This is a genomic window from Flavobacterium sp. (genome assembly GCF_013822155.1).
Lineage (GTDB): Bacteria > Bacteroidota > Bacteroidia > Flavobacteriales > Flavobacteriaceae > Flavobacterium.
On the sequence record NZ_PNJW01000004.1, the window covers coordinates 41,240 to 62,002 of the forward strand.

Here is a 20,763-nt window from a genome sequence, read left to right on the forward strand (position 1 = left end):
AATGCGAATGCTGAGTGCATTTAATCCGCAAATATAAAGCAAAGTTTTGGATTTCAAACCTGCAAAACAGGTAGGGTTTTTGTAAACCTGTCAGGTTTAACTATCTTTGCCCAAAATTTAATTCCAATGCCAAAAATCGGAAACATCATCTTGCCCGACTTCCCCTTGCTTCTTGCTCCAATGGAAGATGTGAGTGATCCGCCGTTTCGTCGCTTGTGCAAATTGCACGGAGCAGATTTGATGTACTCAGAATTTATATCTTCCGAAGGATTGATTCGCGATGCGATGAAAAGCAGAATGAAATTGGATATTTTTGATTATGAACGTCCTGTAGGTATTCAAATTTTTGGTGGTGATGAAGAAGCGATGGCTATGAGTGCCAAAATCGTGGAAACAGTGCGGCCTGATTTGGTGGATATCAATTTTGGTTGTCCCGTGAAAAAAGTAGTTTGTAAAGGTGCCGGAGCTGGGGTTTTAAAAGATGTAGATTTAATGGTAAGGTTAACGAAAGCGGTTATTCGTAGTACCAATCTTCCGGTAACAGTAAAAACGCGTTTGGGTTGGGATGAGAATTCCATCAACATTGATGAAGTAGCCGAACGACTTCAAGATATTGGTGTGCAAGCTTTGACGGTCCATGCCCGGACGAGAGCTCAGATGTATAAAGGTCATTCCGATTGGTCGCATATTGCCCGAGTAAAAAACAACCCGAGAATTACGATGCCTATTTTTGGTAATGGTGATATCGATTCACCCGAAAAAGCATTGGAATACAAAAATAAATATGGTTTGGACGGAATGATGATTGGTCGTGCTGCCATTGGTTATCCATGGATTTTTAACGAAATCAAACATTATTTTAAAACCGGTGAACATTTGCCGGAGCCCACGATGAAAGACCGCATTGAAGCTGCTAGAAATCACTTAATTTGGTCAATGGAATGGAAAGGAGAACGTGTTGGAATTTTTGAAATGCGTCGCCACTATACCAATTACTTCAAAGGGATTCACGGTTTTAAAGAATATAAACAACGCTTAGTTACTACAGATGGGGCAATGGCTTTAATGGATGTGTTTGAAGAAATTGCCGCGGTTTATGAAAACTATCAAACCACCAATTTATTCTAAAAGGGCTTTATTTACTCGACTGCTGGCTATCCAAGAAGCTAAAAAGCCTAGTAAGGCAATTGTACTAATCACAATCACAATATTGAATATTGAAAAGCGGACTGGATAAGCCATGCTGGTATTTATCATTATAAAACCAAATTTTTGTTGGAGGAGTGTCAATACTATTCCTAAAAACAAACCAATTATTCCTCCAATCAAACAAATTAAAAAGCCTTGGTAAAGAAAAATTTTTCTCAAATCACTTAAGTCTGACCCTAAACTATACATTGTCTTTAGGTTTGATTTCTTTTCAATGATTATCATGATTAATGCTCCAATTAAGGTGAAAAGTGTAACAGCAATGACCAAAGAAAAAATGAGGTACAAAACCAGATTTTCGGTATTTAGCATTTTGTAAAGCGACTCATTTAATTGAGCTCTGTTTTTGATGATGATATTATTTTGAAAAATTTTTTCTAACGATTCAACTATTTCTGATTCATCTGCTTTTGGTTCTAATTTCAATTCAAAACCCGAAATTTGATTGGATTTATAATCCAATAATTCCTGTACAATATTTAAATTGGCAAAAACATATTTTTGATTAAGTTCTTCATTAATAAAGTAGAATCCAACAGGAACTAAAACGGATCGATTAAAAGCTCCCTCAGGGGAGTCAATAGTACCTTTTCCCGGTTTTGGAACAAATGTTTCAAAAACATTGACCAAATCAAATAATCCCATGGAAAGTTTTTGACTAATACCGTGCCCAACCACAACTTGCTCAGTGTTTTCTTCTATCCATTGTCCTTGAAAAATGGTTTTTTCTACTTGATTAACTAAAGGGAAATTTTGATCAACCCCTTTGATATTGGCTAATTGATCTTTTCCATTAAAGGTAAAGAGGGCTCTTTCTTCAATAATTTTACTAAAGTTTGCAACACCTTCGAGTTGTGAAATTTCATTTTCCTGTTCAGAAGTGATAAGAATAGTTTTTCCGATTTTTGCAACTGCTTTTAAATCCGGGTCAAAATCATTAGCAAATGACAGACTAAAATCTCTAAGCCCACTAAATACAGATAAAACTACAAAGAGTGCCATCGTACCCACAATGATTCCGGCGGAGGCAATAAAAGTAATGATGTTGATTGCCGTATTTTTACTACCGCTAAATAAATACCGTTTGGCTATGTAAAGCGGAAATTTCACCTTACGATTTTTTTCTTTTATCTAAAAGTTCAGGATTTTCAATTGGATTTTCATCGCCAATTAATGCTTTGTCTATTTTTTCAATATAATCCAATGAATCATCAATGAAAAAGGTTAAATTAGGTACTTTACGTAATTGAAGTTTTACGCGTTGCGACAAATCATGTTTGATTAAGGGTGTATTTGATTTGATTGCCGCTAAAATTTCTGCTCCTTTTTCTGTTGGGAAAACACTCAAATATACTTTAGCTACTGATAAATCGGTAGTTACAGACACTTTTGAAACGGAGATAATCAAATTGGATATTCCGTTTTTACGAACTTCACCTTGCAAAATGTCTACTAAATCATTTTGTAAAACACTACCTATTTTCTTTTGTCTATTTGTTTCCATAATGCAAAAATACAGATTTTAATTTTGAAAACAGTTATCTTAGAAAAGCGGATGAAATTATTTATAGAATCTTTATGAACTTACGCTTTACTGCCTAAATTCAACTTCTTATCTTTGCACAAATAAATAATAATATGAAATTCAATACAAAAGTAATTCATGGAGGTCAACACCACGACCCAAGTACGGGTGCAGTGATGCCGCCGGTTTATAATACGTCGACTTTTGCTCAAAAAAGTCCGGGTGTACCAACTAATCATTATGAATATAGCAGAGCGGCCAATCCAACGCGGCAAGCATTAGAAGATGCTTTGGCGAGTATTGAAAACGGAGTTCGTGGTTTAGCTTTTTCTTCCGGACTAGCTGCGACAGACTCCGTATTAAAACTTTTGAAGCCAGGTGATGAAGTTATTGCAATGGATGATTTATATGGAGGTACTTATCGAATGTTTACAAGGATTTATGCCGATTTTGGTATTAAATTTCATTTTGTAGACATGAATGATTTGGAAAAATTTCAGTCATTGATTAATGCCAATACAAAATTGGTTTGGGTAGAAACACCTACAAATCCTTTGATGAAATTAGCAGATATTGCAGCTATTGCTAAAATTACCAATGATAAAAAAATCTTATTTGCTGTAGACAATACTTTTGCAACTCCTTATCTTCAAAAACCATTGGATTTAGGGGCAGATATTGTGATGCATTCCGCAACTAAATATTTAGGAGGACATTCTGATGTAATTGCCGGGGCTTTAATTGTAAGAAATGTCGAATTAGGCGAAAAATTACATTTTGCTCAATTTGCAACAGGTGGAACTTTAGGTCCTCAAGATAGTTATATGGTCTTGAGAGGAATAAAAACGCTTCATCTTAGAGTTCAAAGACATTGTGAAAATGGCATGAAGGTAACTGAATTTTTAAGCAATCATCCTGAAGTTGAAAAAGTATTTTATCCGGGTTTACCTGATCATCCTTTTCACGAAATTGCAAAAAAACAAATGATAGGCGGTTTTGGAGGGATGGTTTCGTTTACCTTTAAATCAGCTAAAAAATCAGATTCAATTGCCTTTTTAGAAAAACTAAAAGTGTTTACTTTGGCAGAATCTCTTGGTGGAGTAGAATCATTAGCCAATCACCCGGCATTGATGACACACGCTTCTATTCCCGCAGAGAAAAGATTAGAAGTTGGAATAACAGATGACTTAGTGCGATTAAGCGTTGGTGTTGAAGATATTGATGACTTACTTGCTGATATTGAACAAGCCTTTAGATAAAAAAAAGAAACCCCGTAAAGTATCACTTTACGGGGTTTCTTTTTTTAGTTAATTTGTACTAATCTAAATAATAAATATATCCAAAATTTAACCAAACCAACCAATCATTCGCTTTATTTTCTTTATATACATCAGGATTTGGATTTAAACCATCCACCCAATTTGAAAAATAATATTGCCATCTTAAATCAATCATTAAATCTGAAAGAATGGTTAGTTTGTATCGTGTTCCAACACTTCCAACAACAGACCACACTGTTCCACCATCATTTGTTACACCATCAATATATTTCGTTGGAGTTACTTCAAGCAATTCTCCTAATCCAGGGCCCATAGTTGAATAAGCTTCAGGATTGTAGTAACTAAATTGCCCTCCTAAACTAACAAATGGACCTAATTTACCTGGAGTTGCAGAAAACTCTCTAATGCTAAATGGAAAATATTCCAACTGCATACCGATATTTGTTACTGCAGTACTTCCTCTCATTGCTCTTAATTGATCTGCTGCAAATGAAGTTTTACCTGGGGCAACCCATTTTCCAAAGTGTTCTAAATTGGTTTTATTGTAGGATAGTTCACTTCGCAATTTAAAGTGGTCATTAAAATAAGTTGGTGTGGCATAACAATTACAATCCGCTCGATAGGAGAAGTTCATGTAGTGAATTAATCCAATACCAAATCCGGTATTCCCTGCATTTGTTTCGCCATCACCTCGTACTCCATAGTCCGATTGAAAAGCAACAGGCCCAACAATAACTCCAACTTCATGTGAAAAACCAAATTGAGCCATGACAGTATTTTTGACTCCAAAAAATAGCAGTAAGGAAAATATAAGATATTTGGGCATTTGCATCTAGTTTATAATCAATTCTCGACAAATATATAAAAACATAATTCACTTATAAAATAAAATGAAAAAATACTTGTATATATATTGAAATATCTAATAATTGTTATAAATCATGTCAATAACTGTATGTTTTATCATGAATTCTTAATAAAAAAATAAATCTACTGAGAATATAAAAAAAATTACACCAATATTTTAATAAAATGTATATTTGTTGCATCAAACGAAAACGTTTTCTTAAACGTTACTAAACTAATAATCATGACAGAAAGTATTCACTCTTTTGTTGAAGCAGTAGCTAAAAAAAATCCAAATGAGCCAGAATTTTTACAGGCTGTAAAGGAAGTTGCAGAGACTGTTATTCCTTTTATTGAAAAAAATAAAAAATATCAAAACCAAATGCTACTAGAGCGTATGGTTGAATCGGAAAGAATCATTATGTTCCGAGTTACATGGATTGATGATGCCGGAAAAACTCAAGTGAATAGAGGATACAGAATTCAAATGAATTCAGCTATTGGACCTTATAAAGGAGGAATTCGTTTCCATCCTTCTGTAAATTTGAGTATTTTGAAATTTTTGGCCTTTGAACAAACGTTTAAAAACAGTTTAACTACCTTGCCAATGGGCGGAGGAAAAGGAGGTTCTGATTTTGATCCAAAAGGAAAATCTGATATAGAAATTATGCGTTTTTGTCAAAGTTTCATGACGGAGCTTTCAAAACATATTGGTGCAGATACAGACGTTCCTGCCGGCGATATTGGTGTTGGTGGAAGAGAAGTAGGTTATATGTTTGGACAATACAAAAGATTACGTAATGAGTTTACCGGGGTATTAACCGGAAAAGGTATTTCTTTCGGAGGTTCATTAATTCGTCCGGAAGCAACGGGTTACGGAAATGTATATTTTGCCCAAAGTATGCTAAATACTAGAGGTGAAAGTTTCAAAGGAAAAACAGTAACTGTTTCCGGTTCAGGAAATGTTGCTCAATATGCTGCTGAAAAAGCAACAGAATTAGGAGGAAAAGTAGTAACACTTTCAGATTCTTCAGGATATATCTATGATGCAGAGGGTATTGATGCAGAAAAATTGGCACATGTTATGGATATTAAGAATGTTCAAAGAGGTAGAATCAGTGAGTATTTGAAAAAATATCCTAACGCAAAATTTGTAGAAGGAAAACGTCCTTGGGAAGTTAAATGTGATATTGCACTTCCATGTGCAACACAAAATGAATTGAACCAGACAGAAGCAAAAGCATTAATTTCTAATGGTTGTATTTGTGTTTCTGAAGGAGCAAACATGCCATCGACACCGGAGGCTATTGAAGAATTTACAAAGGCAAAAATCTTATTTGCTCCCGGTAAAGCATCAAATGCGGGTGGAGTGGCAACTTCAGGATTAGAAATGTCTCAAAATTCATTGCGTTTAAGCTGGACTTCAGAAGAAGTAGATCAAAGATTAAAAGCAATTATGGCTAATATTCATGAATCTTGTGTTAAATATGGTTCAGATGGTCAAGGTTATGTTGATTACGTAAAAGGAGCAAACATCGCCGGATTTGTAAAAGTTGCTGATGCAATGCTTGCACAAGGAGTTGTTTAATATCTTTCTCTAATATTATTAAAAGCTGTCTGAAAAGGCAGCTTTTTTTATTCCTTTATATTAAAAGAAGTATAATTTCGTTTTAGCTATATTTGTGTGTCAATTTATAAATGCGGATGAAGAAATTTTTTACTATCATAGGATTACTGTTTTTACCAACTTTCGGATTTTCTCAAAATCAATTATGGAAAGGCTATTTTTCGTACAATGAAATTATAGATCTTTCCGAATCTTCTACACGATTGTTTGCTGCTTGTGAAACGGCAATTTTTTCGAAAGACATAATAAACGATGAACTAAAAACACTAAATACAGTTGACGGACTTTCCGGTCAAACTATTTCAACTATTTATCATAGTAGTCAATACAATAGAACATTTATTGGTCATGATAATGGTTTATTAATTATGATTAATGAAGAGACAGGGGCAATTCAACTTTTAGTTGGTATTCGTGATCAAACAGGTGGAATTCCGGCTAACAAGAAAAAAATCAACCATATTTATGAGCATGCTGAAAAACTTTATATTTCTTGTGATTTTGGATTGGTAGAATTTAAACTTTCTAATATGACTTTTGGAGATACTTTCTATATTAGTCCGACAGGAGGTCAAACAGAAATTTTAGAAACAACTGTGCTAGATAATCAGATTTATGCGGTCACATTGTATCATGGTTTGAAAAAAGCGGATTTATCTAATCCTAATTTAATTGATTTCAACGCATGGGAAGTTTTTAATCCTGATTATTGGAAAAAAATTGTCACTTTTAATAATCAACTGGTTGCTATAAATAATAATAATAGAGTTTATCGATTTAACGGTAATATACCTTCTGAAGTTTTAAATTTAGGACAGGTTGGTTTAGATATTAGGAATAGAGAGGCTAATCTTATCATAACAACCGCTTCTAAGGTTTTTGTGCTTAATGAATCATTTGCTCAAACTCTTTTGATACAAAATAGTTCTATTCCTGACTTAAATTCTAATTTCAGTTGTGCCACCATTATTGGATCAACTATTTATATTGGTACTTTAAACAATGGAGTGGTAGAAACTTCTTTGGATAGCCCAAGTATGTTTGAGTTTTTGTTACCCCAAGGACCTTCTAAAAACAATATTTTTTCAATAACTGTTTCTCCCGCAGATACACTTTGGGCAACCTATGGAGATTATTCTCAATTTAACAATCCTTATCCGTTAGATTCATATGGTATTAGTAAATACAAAGAAAATAGTTGGTTAAATATTCCCTTCGAGGAATTATTAAATGCTAAATCAATTGTTAGAATAACCGTTAATCCTACAAATGAAAATGAAATTTATGCCAGTTCTTATTTTTCAGGTTTATTAAAATTGGAAAATGATGTAGCTACTACCTTATTTAATACCACAAATAGTGGATTAGAATCATTGGTTGATCCAGGAAATCCAACTTATGGCCCGGATATTCGTGTCGAACAAACCGCATTCGATAAAACCGGAAATTTGTGGGTTTCAAACGGGTTAATAGCCAATATGTTTAAGGTTTTAAAAACAAACGGTCAATGGCAATCTTTTTCAGTAAGTAATGTAATTAGCGGATTTACAAGTAATAACAGAATGGTTATTGATAAAAACAACACAAAATGGTTGGCCACCTTAGACGAAGGATTATTAGCGTTCAATGAGAATTACAATAATAAATTATTAAAAATTACAGAGGGACAAAATGAAGGGAACTTGCCGTCATCGGCTGTTCAAGCAGTGGCAGTAGATAACCGAAATCAACTCTGGATTGGTACCCGAAAAGGACTTCGTATTTTATCTTCTGTAGATCGTTTTATTAATCAAGAAGAATTGACTACGAGTTCCATTATTATCAATGATGAAGGATTAGCACAAGAGCTGTTATTTGGACAGTTTATTACGGATATTGCTGTAGACGGTGCAAATAATAAATGGGTTGGTACAGCCGATTCAGGAGTTTTTCTATTTTCTTCAAATGGACAGGAAACGCTTTATCATTTTACGACGACCAATTCTCCAATTCCGAGTAATGTGATTAATGATGTTGAAATTAATGGAAAAACAGGAGAGGTTTTCATCGCTACCGCAAAAGGAATGGTTTCTTTTAAAGGAACTTCAACTAAGCCGAGCGATTCCTTGGAAGATGTTTTTGTTTATCCAAATCCGGTACGTCCTGGGTTTGAAGGGACTGTCAAAATTTCCGGCTTAACCAGTAAAGCTAATATTAAAATTACCGACATTGAAGGAAATCTAGTGCATGAAGAAATTTCCGAAGGCGGAACAATTGAATGGGATACACGAGCTTTTGGAAAATATAAAGTAGCTTCGGGAGTCTACATGATTTTTATTTCTTCGGAAGATGCTTTAGACTCCACCGTTAAAAAGGTGATGATTATACGGTAGATACTTATGATCTGTTGTAGCTCATTTGTGTGTGTATTGCCTTATTTGCTTTTGTTTCTATTACAGGATAATAGCGGTAATCTGTCACCATTGATGCTTTATCTATAAGGATGACTAGGCGTAACCATGCTGATGCTATATAGGAAGTAGGAGGTTGTGTACCTCTGTAAAATGAAATTTTGTATTTTTACTGTACTTGTTTTTTACTACGCTATGGCAAAAATTGTTGTTAACTCCAACTACCTTGAGCAACTTAGTGCACTTGATGAGGCTATTGGTGGTTTGAATGAGCAGAAGATAAAGCTTTTGTTTGACATGTTAGCTATTGTGCCCCATGTTGCTGATTTGGAAAAAATGTTGGGATGGGAACTTATTTTGGTGACTGTTCAGGACAAACAAATGGCGGTACAACTGAACAAGTTCTCTGCTTATATACCGAACCTCAAGTTTGTGGTGCGTGCCGATGCCCCTCTTTTTACGGTTATGCCGGGAGATAAAAAGCGAAGGGTTTGGAAGGAGCGTTAACTCTTCTGATTTTGCTTATGAAATTTACCGAATTGCATACGTTACTTTTTAGAAAAAGAGTAAATAATTTGGCTTGTTTGACCTTGAGACGGAAATCTAATCTTACCTCTAGATTTGTAGTTTAGCCAATATAAAATCGGTTTAGTTTTTGGGAGTGTAGAAAGTAAATAAAGTGCATGGCGGGAAAATTTAAACAAAAAAAGCCTGACATTTCTGTCAAGCTTTTTGCTCCCCCTCTTGGGCTCGAACCAAGGACCCTCTGATTAACAGTCAGATGCTCTAACCAACTGAGCTAAGGAGGAAGGTATATAACCTTTTTTGCGAGTGCAAATATAAAGCGAAAATTGTTTTATCCAAATAAAAATCGCAAAAAATATGCATTTTATATCTTTATTTTCCGGTTATCAAATGCCAGATGTCATTACCAAATACTAAAGCCATCAATGTCAATAGAATAACCACTCCAATAGTTTGAGCAACTTCTAGGGTTTTTTCTGTTGGTTTTTTGCGTGTAACCATTTCGATCAGGATAAAAACGGCATGACCACCATCTAATCCCGGAATAGGCAGCACATTTAAAAAGGCTAGCCAAACAGAAAACATTGCGGTGAATGACCAGAAGAATGTCCAATCCCATTCCGGTTTAAAAATTTTAAACATTCGTAACGGACCACTAACTTGTTTGTAGGCTTCTGTTTTTGAATTAAAAATGATTTTAAATTGTTTAATTTGACCTGTTAATGTAGAAATGGTTTTATTAAATCCAGCCGGAATAGATTCAGAAAAGGATAGCTCTTTTGTTACAAAAGCATCTTCCAGTGTATGAAAATGATTTAAAAAACCAAGTTTAGAGTCTTCAGTCACTCGGGCTCTAATCACAAGAGGTTGTTTATTTCGTATTACATCTAAGTCAACACTATCGTTTTTGTGTAATTGAATCACCGTGGCAAATTCATCAAAAAAATTGATATGAATTCCATCTAAGCCAACAATTTTATCTCCTTTCTTTAATCCGGCTATATCTGCCGGTCGACCAGGTACAATTGAGTCAATGATGATTTCTTCACGAGCAGACAAGAAGTTCTTTCCGGCTCTTTTGATAACATCACGTTTTCCTTCATCAGATAAATCAAAAGTAACTTCTGCTCCTTCTCTTTCAACAGTAATGTTGTCGCCGAAAAGTATTTCTAAAGGTAATTGATCAAATTTAGCTTGTGGTTTCCCGTCCACTTTTAGTATTTTATCACCATTTCTAAGACCCAATAGTTTTCCGACAGAATCAACAGCGATACCGTGGGTTATTTTAGAATTGTCTACAAAATTGTCTCCGTGATTTAGAAATAAAAAGATATAAATTATCCATGCCAGAAAAAAGTTAACAATTACACCGCCCATGATGATGATTAATCGTTGCCAGGCCGGTTTACTTCTGTATTCCCATGGTTGTGGCTCTTGTTTGAGTTGTTCTTTGTCCATACTCTCATCAATCATACCGGCTATTTTTACATAACCACCCATCGGAAGCCACCCAATTCCGTATTCAGTTTCACCAATTTTCTTTTTTACTAAAGAAAACCAAGGGTTGAAAAATAAATAGAATTTTTCAATACGAGTTTTAAAATATTTAGCGGGTAAAAAGTGACCTAATTCGTGTAGTATCACTAAAAAAGATAAGCACAAAATTAATTGTGCTATTTGAATGAGTATTTCCATTGATGTGTTTTAAAATTCAAAAGCGATTACAAAAGTAAGGTTTTCCCTTTACAAATCAGTAAGATTTAAACGATTGGGATTAATTTTTTATAAATTTTTTATAAAAAGTTCCTTCCGAGGTGGTTAAATTTACATAATAAACGCCATCGGAAAGGGTTGAAACCATAAGTACTTTTTCGTTGGATGAAGAAACTACTTGTCCTAAATTGTTGAAAACGGTAATGTTTTCAATCTGCATGGTTTCCGGAACCTCAATGGTTAAATAATTTGAAGTCGGGTTAGGGAGTAATTGAATAACATTTGACCAATCTACTGTTGTAATTCCCAATGTAGTTGAATTGTTTTTAGAAATTATATGTTTGTTTGGATCAAAAGTTGCACTGGTAACTGCGAACGGCACATTAACTATGAATTGTTGTCCGTTTGAAGTGTGATTTAAAACGACGTCAACTGTTTGTCCCCCGGCACCATTCAGTCGTACCTGAATTGGCATTTCAAAGAAACTAACACTTGAGTTGGATTGTGTTTGATTTACCGTAATTAAGGCTTGATTTACTGCGTTGTTTGCAACGGTTAAGGTATATGATGGATAACCCTGATTGTAAACCCAATCGTTAAAAAATTCAGTCAAATTAATTCCTGACGCATTCTCTAAATGATATTGTAAATCCTCGGTAATTGCATATCCGTAAGCCAAAGTAGGGTCAGCTAAATAATTTTTTAACGCTTGAAAGAAAATAGCATCACCCAATTTCCAACGTAACATGTGTATTACCATCGCTCCTTTATTATAACTCAATCGGCTACTGAAAATTCGATTTACATTTGTAGCTTCTGAATCGCTCAAGTAAACCGCTCCGCTGGATTGTGAAGTAATATTGTTAATCATACTGCCTTTTTCTGAAATAAAAGCAGTTGCCCCATCAAAGTTTTCAATTACTAAAGCAGCAAGATAAGTGGCAAAACCCTCGTTTAACCAAATGTCTTTCCAAGTGCCACAAGTAACTTTGTCTCCAAACCATTGGTGTGCCAATTCATGAGCAATTAATCCTCTGCTAAATCCGCCCATGAAAGAAACAGTAGTATGTTCCATTCCTCCACCCCAACCAAATTGGGCATGACCATATTTTTCATTTGCAAAAGGATAGGTTTCAAACAATTCTTCAAACAAATTCATAATCGGAATTGTTACGGCAACACTATTTTGAGAAGAGGTTAGGTTTTCAGGATATAAATAATTTACTATTGGAAATTGGTTTGGAGCTGTTCCGGCTTGTTGTGTAAATACACTGTAATTTGTGATGGCAAGTGCAACTAGATAAGCCGGAATGGGATAATTGTGTTGAAAATGGGTTGTTTTTGTGCCATTTCCATTGTCAACAATTCCCATTTCAAGACCATTCGTAACGCTTACGTATTCTGAAGGAGCTGTAATAAAAACATCTAAACTATCAATTTTGTCATTTAAATCCTGTTTACATGGCCACCAATCCCTTGCTCCAAAAGGCTCCGAAAGTGTCCAAATAATAGGCGTTCCACTGTGTGAACTTTTAGTAAATCCATTTTCGGAATCATCCGGTGCTCCGGCATAACTTACGGAAACACTATGGGATGTTCCAGCACTTAATGTAGTTGGAAAAGTAATAATCAATTCCTTGGTGAATATATTGTGATTAAAACTCAAAGACTGATTATTCATCATCACAGAACCTACCGTAATTCTATTGTTGTAATATGGATTTGAAGTAGAGGTTATGCTGCTTAAATCGAATGTAATTGTGTTCATGTTTTCTAAAGCCAAAAATTCGGTAGTCACATTGCCACTAATAAAATAAACAGCCGGGTCAATGGTGAATTCTAATTTTTGATACGTAACATCATAGTTTGCAGTATTAGGATTTGCCTGAAAATTAACTAGTTGTGAGGAAGATTTTAATTCCGCTTCGGCAATTTCATTTACTTCCTTTAAAAAGTCTTGAGCGAATAAAGGATTAATGCATATTAAAAGGGTAATTAGTAGGTATTTTTTCATTTTGTTTGGAAATTGTAGGTCAAATGTAGAAAAATTTATTGATTTATAACTTTTTGGTGATTTTTTTAGCATTTTTTTAAACCTTGTTTTAGTGTTTATCAATTTTAAAATCAGCATTTACCGTTACAAAACATTTCCGTACATTTGTGCTCGCAAAAAACGCATATTATGTTACAACTTACAGTCATTCGAGAGAATAAAGAAAAAGTAATCAAAGCTTTGGCTAAAAGAAATTTAGATGCCCAAAGTATGGTTAATACGGTCTTAGATTTAGACGAAAAAAGAAGAACTACACAAGTAGAATTAGATAATATCTTGGCTGAGTCCAATTTGCTTTCGAAAGAAATTGGTGAAATGATGAAATCAGGCGAAAAGGCAAAAGCCGAAATTGTGAAGCAAAAAACAGTACAGCTGAAAGAAAAAAGCAAAGAATTATCAGAAAAACTAGAGGGTTATACTGCGTTACTTGCAGAAGAATTATATAAGATACCAAATACTCCTGCCGATATTGTTCTGGAAGGTAAAACTCCCGAAGATAACTTAACGGTTCATCAGGAAGGTACTATTCCAACTTTACACGAAGGGGCATTACCACATTGGGAATTGGTAAAAAAATATGACATTATCGATTTTGAATTAGGAGTAAAAATCACCGGTGCCGGTTTTCCGGTTTACAAAGGAAAAGGGGCAAAACTGCAACGGGCATTAATTACCTATTTTTTAGATAAAAACACAGAAGCCGGTTATTTGGAATACCAAGTGCCTCATTTAGTGAACGAAGCTTCCGGTTTCGGAACTGGGCAATTACCCGACAAAGAAGGGCAAATGTATCACGACGCAACCGATAATTTATATTTGATTCCAACCGCTGAGGTTCCGGTAACAAATCTATTTAGGGATGTGATTTTAAATGAAAATGAGTTACCAATTAAATGTACCGGTTACACGCCTTGTTTTAGAAGAGAAGCAGGTTCTTATGGAGCTCATGTTCGTGGTTTAAATCGTTTACATCAATTTGATAAAGTAGAAATTGTCCGCATCGAACATCCGGATAAATCATATGAAGCCTTAGATGGCATGGTAGAACACGTGAAAACTTTATTACAGGAATTGAAATTACCGTATCGAATTTTGCGTTTGTGTGGAGGAGATATGGGTTTTACCTCTGCTCTAACGTATGATTTTGAGGTTTTTTCAACCGCTCAGGACCGTTGGTTGGAAATCAGTTCTGTTTCTAATTTTGAGACATTCCAAGCCAATCGTTTGAAATTGCGTTTTAAAGATAAAGAGGGTAAAAACCAATTAGCCCATACCTTGAATGGAAGTTCTTTGGCTTTGCCTAGAGTATTGGCCGGAATTCTTGAAAATTATCAAACACCGGAAGGAATTGTTATTCCGGAAGTGTTGCGTCCCTACACCGGATTTGACATCATCAACTAAAAAAGTTAATCTTTATATAAACCATGTACTAATTAGCGAAAAAAAGCTATTTTAGTACATTGTTTTTTATGTCCTATGCAGAAAATTATCCTCTTTTTGGTGTTTTTATATTCAACGATTGTTTTATCTCAAAATGATCAGTTGGCACAAAACTATTATGACCGAGGCGAATTTGAAAAAGCATTATTGAGCTATGAAGAATTGCTCAAAGTACAACAAGGGAACAGTATTTATTTTCAACGGATTATAGATTGCCATCAACAACTACTTCAATTTGATAAAGCAGAAAAGGCTATTCAAGAGCGTCTTGACAAATATAGAATGGCCAGTATGTATGTAGAATTAGGCTATAATTTTCAACTTCAAAAAAATCAGGTAAAAGCCGAGTTGAATTACAAAGAAGCGATTGAAAAAATTAAGGAAAACACCTCAAATGTTTATAGTGTCGCCGGTGCATTTGAAAAGAAAGTGTTGTTAGATTATGCATTACAATCCTATCAATTGGCAATTTCCATAGACCCCAGAAATAAATTCAATTATCAAATGGCCTTGTTGTACGGACAAATGGGGAAACCGGATTTAATGATTGAAAAATACCTCGAGGAAATGTATGAGAACCCACAAAACAGTGTTATGGTTCAAAATCAGTTGTCGCGGTTTATGAATGAGGATGCAGATGAATCGTTTAATGCCATGCTACGAAAAGCATTATTGGTTCAAGTGCAAAAAAACCAGGATATTTTTTGGAATCAAATGTTGAGTTGGTTTTTTGTTCAACAAAAAGAATACGGAAAAGCATTTATTCAGGAAAAAGCAATTTATAAAAGAGAACCGGAATCTTTTTCGAATATTGTAAACCTTGCTGAGTTGGCCATTGAAGAAAACGAAAATGAAGTTGCATCAGAAATACTGACTTTTATTTTAGAAAACACGCAGGATTTAGATTTGCAAATATATGCTCACCACTATTTAATTAGCATACGAATTAGTAAAGCTAAAAATACAGATTATGCGGCAATCAATGCTGAGTTTGAAAATTTATTGAAACAATACGGTGTCAATCCATATACCCTTTCATTGCAAAGACTGCAAGCAGAATTTCTCGCTTTCAAGATGAAAATGCCAGATACCGGTAAAGCCATTTTGCAAAAGGCAATGGAATTGCCATTGAATAAATTCCAAGTAGCGGAAGCTAAAATGGAATTAGCGGATATTTTGTTATATGAAGAAAAATTTAATCAAGCATTATTGTATTACACTCAAATAGAGGAAGATTTAAAAAATGACGTGCTTGGTCATGAAGCCAGTTTAAAAGCAGCAAAAACAAGTTATTATAAAGCCGACTTTAATTGGGCTTTGACACAACTAAAAGTATTGAAATCAGCATCCACTCAACTTATAGCGAATGATGCCTTAGAATTATTTTTGTTGATAAATGATAATACGGTGGCCGATTCTACCCAAATTGCACTAAAGAAGTTCGCGAAGGCTGATTTTCTATTATATCAAAATAAAAATCAGGAGGCATTAGTTCAATTTCAACAAATAGTAAAAGAACATAAAGGAGATGTTATTGAAGATGTTACTTTGTTACGAATAGGTAAGACTTATGGACAATTAGCCGATTTCACCACTGCTTTGTCGTTTTACCAGCAAATCATTGATAATTTCCCGGAGAGTATTTATAGAGATGAAGCTTTATTTTTTTCAGCGGAACTATATAACAAACAACTCAATCAACCTGAAAAAGCCAAAACATTATACGAAGCCGTACTTTTTAATCACCAAGACAGTATTTATTATGTTGAAGCTCGAAAGAAATTTCGTCAACTTCGTGGTGACTCTAATTTGTAATTCAAAAAATAAAATTTTTAGTCCAATTTTGCTCCATTCTGCTTAGATTGGTGCTGATAAAAAATAATTATGATTCTATACAACGTCACCATCAACATCGATTTAAGCGTTCATGACCAATGGATGAATTGGATGCAAACAAAACACATTAATGATGTTTTAGCAACCGGAAAATTCACTTCGGCCCGAATGGTTAAAGTATTGGTTGAAGAAGAAGGAAGTGTTACCTATTCTATTCAATATACAACCGAGAGCAAAGAAAAATTGGAACGCTATTATCAAGAAGACGCTCCTCGTTTAAGACAAGAAGGCCTTGCTCTATTTGCGGATAAAATGTTAGCTTTCCGAACGGAATTGCAAGTGATGAGTGAACATTTTCCAAAATCTGCCTTGCAGTAAAATAACATTCAAAGATAATTCAGCAATTCCGCCAATAAAAATGGAAAAAGTAAAAGCAAAAAAACACCTTGGGCAACATTTTTTGAATGATGAAAATATTGCTCAAAAAATAGCCGATTCATTGACTTTGGTTGGGTATCAAACTGTCTTGGAAATTGGACCGGGAATGGGCGTGCTGACCAAATATTTACTGGAAAAACCAATTACAACCTTTGTCATCGAAATCGATACAGAATCAGTAACCTATTTGCAGAATCATTTTCCTAAACTTGATGGAAAAATTATAGCTAAAGATTTTTTAAAATATAACCTTTCAGAAGTATTTGGAACGGAACCTTTTGCCATTATCGGAAATTTTCCTTACAACATTTCTACCCAGATTGTTTTTAAAACATTAGAACTTCGGCATCAAATTCCTGAATTTTCAGGGATGTTTCAAAAAGAAGTGGCTGAACGAATTTGCGAAAAAAAAGGAACAAAGGCTTACGGAATTCTATCTGTTTTAACCCAAGCGTTTTATGAAGCCGAGTACCTTTTTACGGTTTCTGAACATGTTTTTATTCCACCCCCAAAAGTAAAATCAGGGGTGTTGCGATTGCGTAGAAAAGAAAATTATCAATTACCGTGTGACGAAAAAATGTTTTTTTCCGTCGTGAAAACTGCCTTTAACCAACGAAGAAAAACACTTCGTAACAGTTTAAAAACATACCAATTGAGTGATAATTTAAAAGAAGATAGTATCTTTGACCTCAGACCGGAACAACTTTCAGTCGAACAATTTATTGAACTCACGCAAAAAATAGCCGCCGATGGAGTTTAAAATCAGCAGAGAATTTCTCACGCAAATTGAGCAATTAATTGAAGGAAACAAGGAGCAGGAATTACACGATTTGCTCCATGAAATCCATTATGCTGATATTGCTGAAATCATGGAGGAACTTGACCATGTAGAAGCAAGTTATATTTTTAAAATTCTTGACAGCGAGACAACCTCAGAAGTTTTATTAGAACTTGATGAAGAAGTTCGTGAGAAAATATTAAGGGATTTATCACCAAAAGAAATTGCCGAAGAATTAGATGAACTTTCCACGGATGATGCGGCAGACATTATTGCGGAACTTCCACGAGCAAGAAAAGAACAAGTAATTTCTGAATTAGAAGACGTTGAACACGCCAAAGACATTGTCGATTTATTGCGATATGATGAAGATTCTGCCGGTGGTTTGATGGGAAAAGAGTTGGTTAAAGTAAATGAAAATTGGAATGTGCTTACCTGTGTGAAAGAAATGCGGATTCAGGCTGAAAATGTTTCCCGTGTTCATTCTATTTATGTTGTTGATGATGAAAACAGGTTAAAAGGACGATTGTCTTTGAAAGATTTATTAACTACATCGACCAAAACCCCCATCAGCGATATTTATATTCCAAAAGTAGATTATGTAAAAGTAGATACAAAGGATGTTGAAGTTGCCCGTATCATGCAAAAATACGATTTGGAAGCCATTCCGGTTGTGGATGAATTAGGGCGTTTAGTGGGACGCATTACCATTGATGATATTATTGACGTAATCAAAGAAGAAGCTGATAAAGATTATCAGTTAGCTGCCGGTATCTCCCAAGATGTTGAAGCGGATGACAGTATTCTGGAATTAACCAAGGCACGATTACCCTGGCTAGTTTTAGCACTTTTGGGTGGATTCATAGCTGTAAAAGTCACCGGACAATTTGAAGAAGCCATGGATAAATACAGAGTATTGTTTTTTTTCACGCCACTAATTGCCGCCATGGCAGGAAATGTGGGTGTACAATCTTCTGCAATTGTTGTACAAGGTTTGGCAAACAACACATTGGGAGGCACACTATGGCAACGCTTGTTTAAAGAGATGAAGTTGAGTATTTTCAACGGATTAATTCTATCCGTTATATTGTTATTGGGCAGTCATTTTTTACTAGGTGTTGAATATATTATTGGCATAACTGTTTCTATTGCATTAATCACCGTTATTGTTATCGCTTCTCTCATTGGGACATTTGTGCCCATCACTTTAAATAAATATGGCATTGACCCCGCTTTAGCAACAGGACCATTTATCACTACAAGCAATGATATTTTTGGCATTTTAATTTATTTTTCCATTGCTAAAATGATTTTAGGATTCTAAAAGGTATTAATAGTTATTAATTCAAACCAAATTGAAAACTGCTTCTGTAAATATCCTTCATATTGATTCAAACCATCCTTTGTTGTGGAATCAGTTAGAACAAGCCGGTTTTAACAATCACCAAGATTATCAATCATCGAAAGAAGAAATAGAAAATAAAATCCAACATTACGAAGGAATTGTGATTCGTAGTCGCTTTAAAATAGATAAAACTTTTTTAGATAAAGCGACAAATCTTCAATTTATCGCTCGGGTAGGAGCGGGTTTAGAAAGTATAGATTGTGATTACGCCAAAGAAAAAGGGATTCATTTAATTGCTGCACCGGAAGGCAATAGAAATGCCGTGGGTGAACATGCGTTAGGCATGTTGCTTTCCTTGATGAACAAATTAAATCAGGCGAATCAATCCGTTCGTGACGGACATTGGATTCGAGAAGGACATCGCGGGTATGAGTTAGAAGGAAAAACCGTTGGCATTATTGGATATGGCAACATGGGAAAATCGTTTGCTAAAAAATTGCAAGGATTTGATGTTGAGGTGATTTGTTACGATATTCTTCCAAACATTGGCAATCAAAATGCAAAACAAGTTTCTTTGAAAGAATTACAACAAAAAGCTGATATACTTTCATTACACACCCCTTGGACATCCGAGACGAATAAAATGGTTAATCGAGAATTTATAAATGCCTTTGCAAAACCGTTTTGGTTTTTGAATACTGCCAGAGGAAAATCTGTTGTAACAGCTGATTTAGTTGAAGCTTTACAAATAGGAAAGATTTTAGGAGCCGGATTAGATGTGCTGGAATATGAAAAACTATCCTTTGAAACGCTTTTTGAAAGTGCTAAACCGGCTGCCTTTGACTATTTATTGAAAGCAGAGAATGTTTTACTCACGCCTCATATTGCCGGTTGGACTTTTGAAAGTCATGAAAAATTAGCTCAGGTTATTGTTGATAAAATAAAAGCAATTTATCTTCCGAATGAAGAAAAGCAAGAATTCACGAAAGTTACCGGAATAGGAGGATTCTTTTTTAAAGCTAAAGATTCCAAAAAATTACTGGATTGGTATAGCAAAAAGTTAGGACTAAAAACAGATCAATACGGCTCTACTTTTTGGTGGAAAGATAAAGAGGGAATTGATTGTTCAACCCAATGGTCCCCTTTTGCAGAAGATACTACTTATTTTTTGCCTTCTGAAAAACAGTTTATGCAAAATTTCAGAGTAGAAAATTTATTGCATCTATTAGCTGAATTAAAGAATGAAGGCGTAACAATTGTAGGCGATATGGAGACTTATGACTATGGAAAATTTGCTTGGATTTTAGACCCGGAAGGAAATAAAATTGAACTTTGGGAACCAAATGACAAAGCATTTCAATAATTTTTATATTTTTATAAAATAGTTTTAATCAAATCACTAACCAAATGGAAACATCAAAACCAAAAGAAGATTGGAATACACCAAATACAGAAGCCCCTAAACAAGAAAACAAAAAAATTCTAGCCGGAGTTTTAGCTATTTTATTGGGTTCGCTTGGCGTACATAAATTTATTCTTGGCTATAATCAGGAAGGAATAATTTTATTGGGGATAACAATTGTTGGCTATGCTACCCTTTGCTTAATAGTTGGTGCTTTTATTGTTTGGATTCCGGGTATTATCGGATTAATTGAAGGAATTATTTATCTTACAAAAACAGATGAAGAATTTTACAATACCTATCAAGCCAATAAAAAAGGCTGGTTTTAATTATAAAAAAAGTCCCTTCATTGGGAC

17 protein-coding genes, 1 tRNA gene and 1 pseudogene are annotated in these 20,763 nt (G+C 34.6%); 13 read left to right on the forward strand and 6 right to left on the reverse strand.

Annotation, left to right across the window (positions count from 1 at the left end; genetic code table 11):
* Positions 1-126: 126 nt before the first annotated feature.
* Entirely contained in the window at positions 127-1,128 is a 1,002-nt protein-coding gene (dusB, locus tag C0512_RS02075; protein ID WP_290858495.1) for a tRNA dihydrouridine synthase DusB, read from the forward strand.
* Here dusB and C0512_RS02080 read toward each other — a convergent pair.
* A complete protein-coding gene (locus C0512_RS02080; protein ID WP_290858496.1) occupies positions 1,120-2,319 on the reverse strand; it encodes an FtsX-like permease family protein in 1,200 nt (399 codons plus the stop codon). The two genes, dusB and C0512_RS02080, sit on opposite strands and share 9 nt — an antisense overlap.
* Before the next feature lies 1 nt (position 2,320).
* Positions 2,321-2,713 (reverse strand): 30S ribosome-binding factor RbfA, encoded by a 393-nt coding sequence (rbfA, locus tag C0512_RS02085; RefSeq protein ID WP_290858498.1) that lies wholly within the window; start codon positions 2,711-2,713, stop codon positions 2,321-2,323.
* Between the two features lie 134 nt (positions 2,714-2,847).
* On the opposite strand from rbfA, the gene C0512_RS02090 reads away from it, so the two are divergent.
* A complete protein-coding gene (locus C0512_RS02090) occupies positions 2,848-3,993 on the forward strand; it encodes a cystathionine gamma-synthase (RefSeq protein WP_290858499.1) in 1,146 nt (381 codons plus the stop codon).
* A gap of 58 nt (positions 3,994-4,051) precedes the next feature.
* On the opposite strand, the gene C0512_RS02095 is transcribed toward C0512_RS02090, so the two are convergent.
* Positions 4,052-4,840 (reverse strand): glutamate dehydrogenase, encoded by a 789-nt coding sequence (locus C0512_RS02095; RefSeq protein WP_290858501.1) that lies wholly within the window; start codon positions 4,838-4,840, stop codon positions 4,052-4,054.
* 264 nt (positions 4,841-5,104) lie between these two features.
* Between C0512_RS02095 and gdhA the strand changes: the two genes are divergently transcribed.
* From gdhA to C0512_RS02110, 3 genes are all read left to right on the forward strand, one after another.
* Positions 5,105-6,448: an NADP-specific glutamate dehydrogenase gene (gene gdhA / locus C0512_RS02100; protein WP_290858503.1), complete on the forward strand. Its 1,344-nt coding sequence runs from the start codon at positions 5,105-5,107 to the stop codon at positions 6,446-6,448.
* 116 nt (positions 6,449-6,564) lie between these two features.
* On the forward strand, positions 6,565-8,859 hold the full coding sequence (locus tag C0512_RS02105; RefSeq protein WP_290858504.1) for a two-component regulator propeller domain-containing protein: 2,295 nt from the start codon (positions 6,565-6,567) through the stop codon (positions 8,857-8,859).
* A gap of 213 nt (positions 8,860-9,072) precedes the next feature.
* Positions 9,073-9,384 carry a hypothetical protein gene (locus C0512_RS02110; RefSeq protein WP_290858506.1) on the forward strand — a complete coding sequence of 104 codons (312 nt, stop codon included), beginning with the start codon at positions 9,073-9,075 and terminating at the stop codon, positions 9,382-9,384.
* 228 nt (positions 9,385-9,612) lie between these two features.
* Here the strand turns inward: C0512_RS02110 and C0512_RS02115 are convergent.
* From C0512_RS02115 to C0512_RS02125, 3 genes are all read right to left on the reverse strand, one after another.
* Positions 9,613-9,686, reverse strand: a tRNA-Asn gene (locus tag C0512_RS02115).
* Positions 9,687-9,774: 88 nt separating this feature from the next.
* A complete protein-coding gene (gene rseP / locus C0512_RS02120; RefSeq protein ID WP_290858508.1) occupies positions 9,775-11,097 on the reverse strand; it encodes an RIP metalloprotease RseP in 1,323 nt (440 codons plus the stop codon).
* Positions 11,098-11,176: 79 nt separating this feature from the next.
* Complete coding sequence (locus tag C0512_RS02125; RefSeq protein WP_290858509.1) at positions 11,177-13,129, reverse strand: M1 family aminopeptidase; 1,953 nt, start codon at positions 13,127-13,129, stop codon at positions 11,177-11,179.
* A gap of 168 nt (positions 13,130-13,297) precedes the next feature.
* Here C0512_RS02125 and serS point away from each other — a divergent pair, with 168 nt between their 5' ends.
* From serS to C0512_RS02160, 8 genes and pseudogenes are all read left to right on the forward strand, one after another.
* Complete coding sequence (gene serS / locus C0512_RS02130) at positions 13,298-14,569, forward strand: serine--tRNA ligase (RefSeq protein WP_290858511.1); 1,272 nt, start codon at positions 13,298-13,300, stop codon at positions 14,567-14,569.
* 75 nt (positions 14,570-14,644) lie between these two features.
* Positions 14,645-16,423: a tetratricopeptide repeat protein gene (locus C0512_RS02135; protein ID WP_290858513.1), complete on the forward strand. Its 1,779-nt coding sequence runs from the start codon at positions 14,645-14,647 to the stop codon at positions 16,421-16,423.
* A gap of 69 nt (positions 16,424-16,492) precedes the next feature.
* A complete protein-coding gene (locus C0512_RS02140) occupies positions 16,493-16,822 on the forward strand; it encodes a DUF4286 family protein (RefSeq protein WP_290858515.1) in 330 nt (109 codons plus the stop codon).
* A gap of 40 nt (positions 16,823-16,862) precedes the next feature.
* On the forward strand, positions 16,863-17,642 hold the full coding sequence (rsmA, locus tag C0512_RS02145; RefSeq protein WP_290858517.1) for a 16S rRNA (adenine(1518)-N(6)/adenine(1519)-N(6))-dimethyltransferase RsmA: 780 nt from the start codon (positions 16,863-16,865) through the stop codon (positions 17,640-17,642).
* Positions 17,632-18,984: a magnesium transporter gene (gene mgtE, locus C0512_RS02150; protein WP_290858519.1), complete on the forward strand. Its 1,353-nt coding sequence runs from the start codon at positions 17,632-17,634 to the stop codon at positions 18,982-18,984. Before rsmA ends, mgtE begins: the two co-directional genes overlap by 11 nt.
* 31 nt (positions 18,985-19,015) lie before the next feature.
* Positions 19,016-19,960: pseudogene (locus C0512_RS02155) on the forward strand (2-hydroxyacid dehydrogenase); the annotation flags it as partial.
* 42 nt (positions 19,961-20,002) lie between these two features.
* On the forward strand, positions 20,003-20,368 hold the full coding sequence (locus C0512_RS15990; RefSeq protein ID WP_367160357.1) for a VOC family protein: 366 nt from the start codon (positions 20,003-20,005) through the stop codon (positions 20,366-20,368).
* 44 nt (positions 20,369-20,412) lie between these two features.
* On the forward strand, positions 20,413-20,736 hold the full coding sequence (locus C0512_RS02160; protein ID WP_290858520.1) for a TM2 domain-containing protein: 324 nt from the start codon (positions 20,413-20,415) through the stop codon (positions 20,734-20,736).
* Positions 20,737-20,763 lie beyond the last annotated feature (27 nt).